This window comes from Lactobacillus sp. UMNPBX19 (genome assembly GCF_002553805.1).
In the GTDB taxonomy this organism is placed as follows: Bacteria; Bacillota; Bacilli; order Lactobacillales; family Lactobacillaceae; genus Lactobacillus.
The window spans coordinates 1-5,065 of the sequence record NZ_PCYR01000048.1 but is presented as its reverse complement, the minus strand read 5'-3'; the positions used below and the strand labels follow the sequence as shown (position 1 = coordinate 5,065).

Here is a 5,065-nt window from a genome sequence, read left to right as displayed (position 1 = left end):
TAAGAGTTGGATTGATCGTCTTTTGGTATCTGAAAGTTAGTTTTTTCCCAGACACTTTTTTAGGATATAGATAAAAATTAATGAAGGGCTGCAGCTTTTTGGGCCTGCATTTTTTCTTCCAGTTGCTTTTGTAATTTTTTCATATCTTTAGTTGAAATGACTTTCCAGTTTGATGGAATGGTAAAAATATATTTTCTCTGTTTGAGTTCATTATTATGACTAAAGACTCCAAACATAATTCGACTAAAATTATCTCGGTGAACATATCGAGTGGTTTCTATTTGAAGATTGGCTTGCGCACTATGTTTAATTTCGGTCGATACCTTATCAAGTTTAATAGCTTTTGGCTTCTTTTGTTCATCGCTAGTTTTATATAAGTACACTTTTTCTGTACCATTACCTAGAGGTTGATAAAGTAGAAGGGGAAGATTGGGATTAGCACTTGAGACGAGATTTTGTTTACTTATTTGTGTCTCAGTCTTCATTCCCCAGTGATTATAGTCATGTGCAACAATCCCCAGAATACAAAGTGATGTAACAATTAAAGAAAGCCAGGAGATTATAGTATGTCCTTTACCAGGGATGACGTTGAAGTAAATAAATAAAATTGCTGCTAAGATTAAAATTACGATTATCATTATCCATTCACCTCTTCTTGATTTTCACGGGCACGGTTACCTTTCTTGAGGAAGAAAGCAAGAACCAAAGCAATTAAGGCAAAGACAATGCTCATGGCAAATGAAGCATGGAACCCATCTAAAGTAGCATTAATAGCTTGATTTTTATATTGAAGTGGTAAAGTTTTTAGTAATTCTTTACTTGGCATATTGTTGTTAGTCGTGGTAGTTAAAACAGAGACTAAAATGGCAGTACCAATTGAACTTAAAACCTGTCTAAAGGTATTGTTTACTGCAGTTCCGTGTGAAATCTTGTCTAAAGGTAATGAGTTCATCCCAGAAGTGGTAACATTCATCATAACTAAGGCTACTCCGACCATTCTGATTGCATATAAAACGATAATCATGGTATAGGAACTTTGCTCAGTCAAAAATACAAATGGGATTGTACCTAATGTTAGAAGGGTCATTCCCGTAATGGCCATCTTGCGGGCACCATATTTATCAAATAAACGTCCCGTAATTGGTGACATAATTCCAATCATTAGGGCACCTGGCAAAAGCATTAAACCTGAATGAAATGCAGATACTCCCCGTAAGTTTTGAATATATAAAGGTAGCACCATCTCTATACCAACCATGGCCAAATTTGTAATACCACTAAGGGCTGCGGCTAAAGAAAATTCAAAGTGTTTGAACACAGTAATATCTAAGAAAGGATCTGACATTTTCAATTGACGAAGACCGAAGAGGATGACAAATACTATCCCTACACCAATAAACATTAGAATTTCTGGATTAGTCCAACCTTTGTTGCCGGCCTCGGAAAAACCGTAAAGTAAGCTCCCAAATCCAACAGTAGAAGTGGTTACAGATAAAATATCAATTTTTTCTTTTTTAGTAGGGAGTACATCTTTAATTAAAAAGAAAGCTAATATAATAACCACGCCAGCAATTGGGGCAATAATACTAAATAAGTAGCGCCAAGAAAGATTATCAACGATCCATCCAGATAAAGTTGGACCGATGGCAGGAGCCAAGCCGATAACAATACCAACAGTTCCCATGGCAGCTCCACGTTTATTAGCTGGAAAGATAGAAAGCATAATGGTTTGAAGAAGAGGCATCGTGACTCCAACGCCTAATCCTTGAATAATTCTACCAGCAAGTAAGGTTCCAAAGTTTGGTGCAATTGCTGCAATAACTGTTCCAATAAAGAAAACAGACATTGCACTCAAGTACATTTTTCTTGATCCAAAGCGATTGATTAACCATGCGGAAATTGGGATCATTACTCCGTTAACTAGCAAAAATGCTGTTGAAAGCCATTCAGCAGTTGCAGTACTGATATGAAAGGAACGCATTATGGAAGGTAGAGCAGTAGCAAGCAATGTCCCGTTTAACACGGTACAGAAAGAACCAACAATTAAAACTAGTACCAGTAAGTTTCGATTATAGGACTTTCCATGAATATCGGTGGGTTGTTTATCCATTTTGAAGATCCTTTCTAAATTATTAATATTAAAATTTAACTATAAAAACTATAGTCTTAAAGAAAATAATTGTCAAATAATCTTACAAACATGTAATTATCTTTGACATATATGTTGCTAAAACTGTCATAAGATTTTAAACTAGAGTTGAGATTATGATATTTAAGGATAAAAAAATGGAAGCAAAAAAGGTATTTCATGATGTGTTTCAAAATATTGAAGTTGGAATAGGCGAAGTAAGTAAAACTGTTGGTGTTTCCCAAAGACAGTTACGGTATTGGGAAGAAAAGGGATATATTAAGCCGGTCGATGATAATCAAAGTGGAGTTAGAAGATATACTCTTTCAACTTTATATTTAATTATTTTTATTAAAACTCAACTTGATCAGGGATTTACTTTATCTGCAGCCTTTGAGCGCTCAAAAGATATTAAAGTAAAAAGTAAAATTGTGAGAAACTTTTTTAAACATACTTTTAATGATGTAACTATTACGGATGCAGATAAAGCGTACGGTGAGATCGACTTGGGAGAACTTTTAGTGCAAGATGGTCAAAAGTATCATTTTAAAGGTGTAGTCGATGAGCATGGTCGATATCTAAAAATTGATAAATAAAAAATGAAGTATCCATTTATAGATACTTCATTTTTAGGACAAGTCGATATTAAAGTTATATATAATGATTAGTAATTATTTATGAATTATTTGCTAAAGCCAGCTTCATACCGAACATTAGCGGATGGTTTTAATGACCATCCCGTAACCTTACTGTTAACTGCAGTAACCGAGTAAGCTCCACTAGTTGGAACGACGTAAGCTTTACTGTACATCCATCTTTGCCATTAATGGAATTTTTGTACTCGATAATTTTTATCAAAAGATTTGGCAGAATCAATTTCATCTAAAAGTTTAGTATTAGTTGGAGACACAAAGCGGGCAAAGTTATATGGCATTTTTTCACCATAAAATACGCTTGGAGAAGGGTCACCGGCGGCGCCCCAACTTCTTTCAAGTACATCAATTTTTGGATCACTAGATTTAACTGCGGCAACCCAGCGATTAAATTCCATTGGGCGACCGCCAAGAAACTTAACGTTTAGGCCGGCTTTTTTCCATTGCTGGATATAGTTGCGCCAGATAGCTTCGCTGTTTTCGCCTGATCCACGCACAGCTATATTAATTACTAGAGGCTTACCGTTAGGCTGACGTCTGTAAAGGGCACCAGGGGCTTTTTTGTAGCCAGCTTTATCTAATAATTCATTAGCTTTATTTAAATTATAAGAATAAGTTGGGATGTTTTTATCTTAATATGGCGTAAATTGTGACGGAATTAGTGAGTTAACTCTGAATTTTAAGCCATGATAAAAACGATTATTAATAACACCTACATTCATAGCATAAGCCATTGCTTTTCTTAAGGCAGGGTTGTTCATTTTAGCATGAGGATTTTCTACATTTTTTCCTAGTTTTTGATCCCATTTACCAACTTTAAAGGCTAGGTAGTTGTAGCTGAGAGTCTTTTTGTCAACGGAATTAACTCCCTTGGTATTTTTGACTTGTAGCCATTGAGAGTCTAAAACACTGGCTACATCAAATTTGTGGCTTTTGATTGCTTGGGAAACATTTGAATTAGTAATATTTGACATGTAGATGTGAGCAAAATTATGTTTTTCACGCCAATAATACGGATTTCTAGACCAGCTAGTTGACTGACCCTGAACTGTCTTATCCATCTTGTAAGGACCAAAGTAGAGGGGATGCTTTCTAACTTGATCACTAGATACTAATTTTTCGAATGGTACTTTTTTCAAATAGTGATAAGGAGCGGCATGTTCCCAGTAAAAACCACTAGCAGCATTTAGCATTGCTGGTTTTAATTCTTTGAAATGAAGAATTAAGGTCTTCCCGTTAGGACCATCAGGCATTTCAATTCCAGAAATCTCTTTGACTTTTCCTTGATGATATTCAGCCATACCTTTAATATTTTCTAATGAAGAAGTATATTGAGTAGTTTGAATCTTAGGATTGGCAAGAATTTCATAAGAGTACTCTAGATCTTTGGCAACTACCGGTTTACCATCTGACCAGCGAACTTTGTCCTTTACCTTGATTTTATCTGTATTATCGTGATGATTTAATTTTAACGTGGCAGCTCCTTTATCAGTAATTTGATATTGATCATTGATTGAAAACAGCGACTCATCTCTCGGAGCGGCAGCCTCTACATCGGGACTGGTATCAGCAATTTCTGAGAGAAAAATTCCAGTAAAAGGTGATTCGTTTTCTAGTGCATAGGTAAGAGTGCCAACTTTTTTAATGGCTTTCTTGGGGACATTCTGAGAAAACTTGATTGTCTGATTACTGGAATCAGTTTTCTTAGCACCACAAGCAGTTGCGAATATCGTAAGAGAGCTTGCGAGAGTTACATACAGCAGTTTGGACTTTGACATCTTCATATAGAATCTCCTTTCGTCAAAAATCCACTAACAGCATGATTAAGAAAACAAAAAGACGCCCTATTAGATCGAATTGATCCAATAGGGCGTCTTGTCGCTGTACCACTTATTTTTACTAGAAAACTAGTCTTTAATTAACGTACGGTTCAATACAGGAGAACGATACGCCGTCGCTATAAAGGGCTGTCCCTTAAACCACTCTAAATCGTAGTTTACGCTCAAAGGTGATTTTCATTAAGAATCTATCTATTTCTTCACACCAACCAGCAATTCTCTGAAAGATGAGTTCCTAATTACTTTTCCTTATCAAAGCTGTTTGATAATAATGTTTGTGACCATAATATTATGCCGTTTTGAAAATAAGTCAACATCAAATTATATTTTTCTTGTTTTTAATATAATTTTTTATTCGCAAATTGCAATAATAAATTGAACACTTTTAGTTAAGCTGCTTGATAGATTAGATCTAATTCTCTTTCAAAGATTTCATCTGGTGTATG

The 5,065-nt window shown here is 35.2% G+C and carries 3 protein-coding genes, 1 pseudogene and 1 other annotated feature; of the genes and pseudogenes, 1 reads left to right on the top strand and 3 read right to left on the bottom strand.

Going from position 1 to position 5,065, the window contains the following annotated elements:
• Positions 1 to 77: 77 nt before the first annotated feature.
• Positions 78 to 638, bottom strand: a complete 561-nt coding sequence (locus CP370_RS08850) for a DUF4811 domain-containing protein (protein WP_087713134.1) — start codon at positions 636 to 638, stop codon at positions 78 to 80.
• Complete coding sequence (locus tag CP370_RS08845) at positions 638 to 2,110, bottom strand: MDR family MFS transporter (protein WP_087713133.1); 1,473 nt, start codon at positions 2,108 to 2,110, stop codon at positions 638 to 640. Before CP370_RS08845 ends, CP370_RS08850 begins: the two co-directional genes overlap by 1 nt.
• A gap of 176 nt (positions 2,111 to 2,286) precedes the next feature.
• Here CP370_RS08845 and CP370_RS08840 point away from each other — a divergent pair, with 176 nt between their 5' ends.
• Positions 2,287 to 2,724: a MerR family transcriptional regulator gene (locus tag CP370_RS08840; RefSeq protein ID WP_087284749.1), complete on the top strand. Its 438-nt coding sequence runs from the start codon at positions 2,287 to 2,289 to the stop codon at positions 2,722 to 2,724.
• Between the two features lie 86 nt (positions 2,725 to 2,810).
• Here CP370_RS08840 and CP370_RS08835 read toward each other — a convergent pair.
• Positions 2,811 to 4,565, bottom strand: a pseudogene (locus CP370_RS08835) (oligopeptide ABC transporter substrate-binding protein).
• A 79-nt stretch (positions 4,566 to 4,644) separates the two neighbouring features.
• Positions 4,645 to 4,884, bottom strand: a binding site (T-box leader).
• Between the last annotated feature and the right edge of the window lie 181 nt (positions 4,885 to 5,065).

What these genes read in the sequence shown, in the direction of transcription:
- CP370_RS08850 (WP_087713134.1), bottom strand. Translation starts at nt 638, where the DNA reads ATGATAATCGTAATTTTAATCTTAGCAGCAATTTTATTTATTTACTTC.
- CP370_RS08845 (WP_087713133.1), bottom strand. Translation starts at nt 2,110, where the DNA reads ATGGATAAACAACCCACCGATATTCATGGAAAGTCCTATAATCGAAAC.
- CP370_RS08840 (WP_087284749.1), top strand. Translation starts at nt 2,287, where the DNA reads ATGGAAGCAAAAAAGGTATTTCATGATGTGTTTCAAAATATTGAAGTT.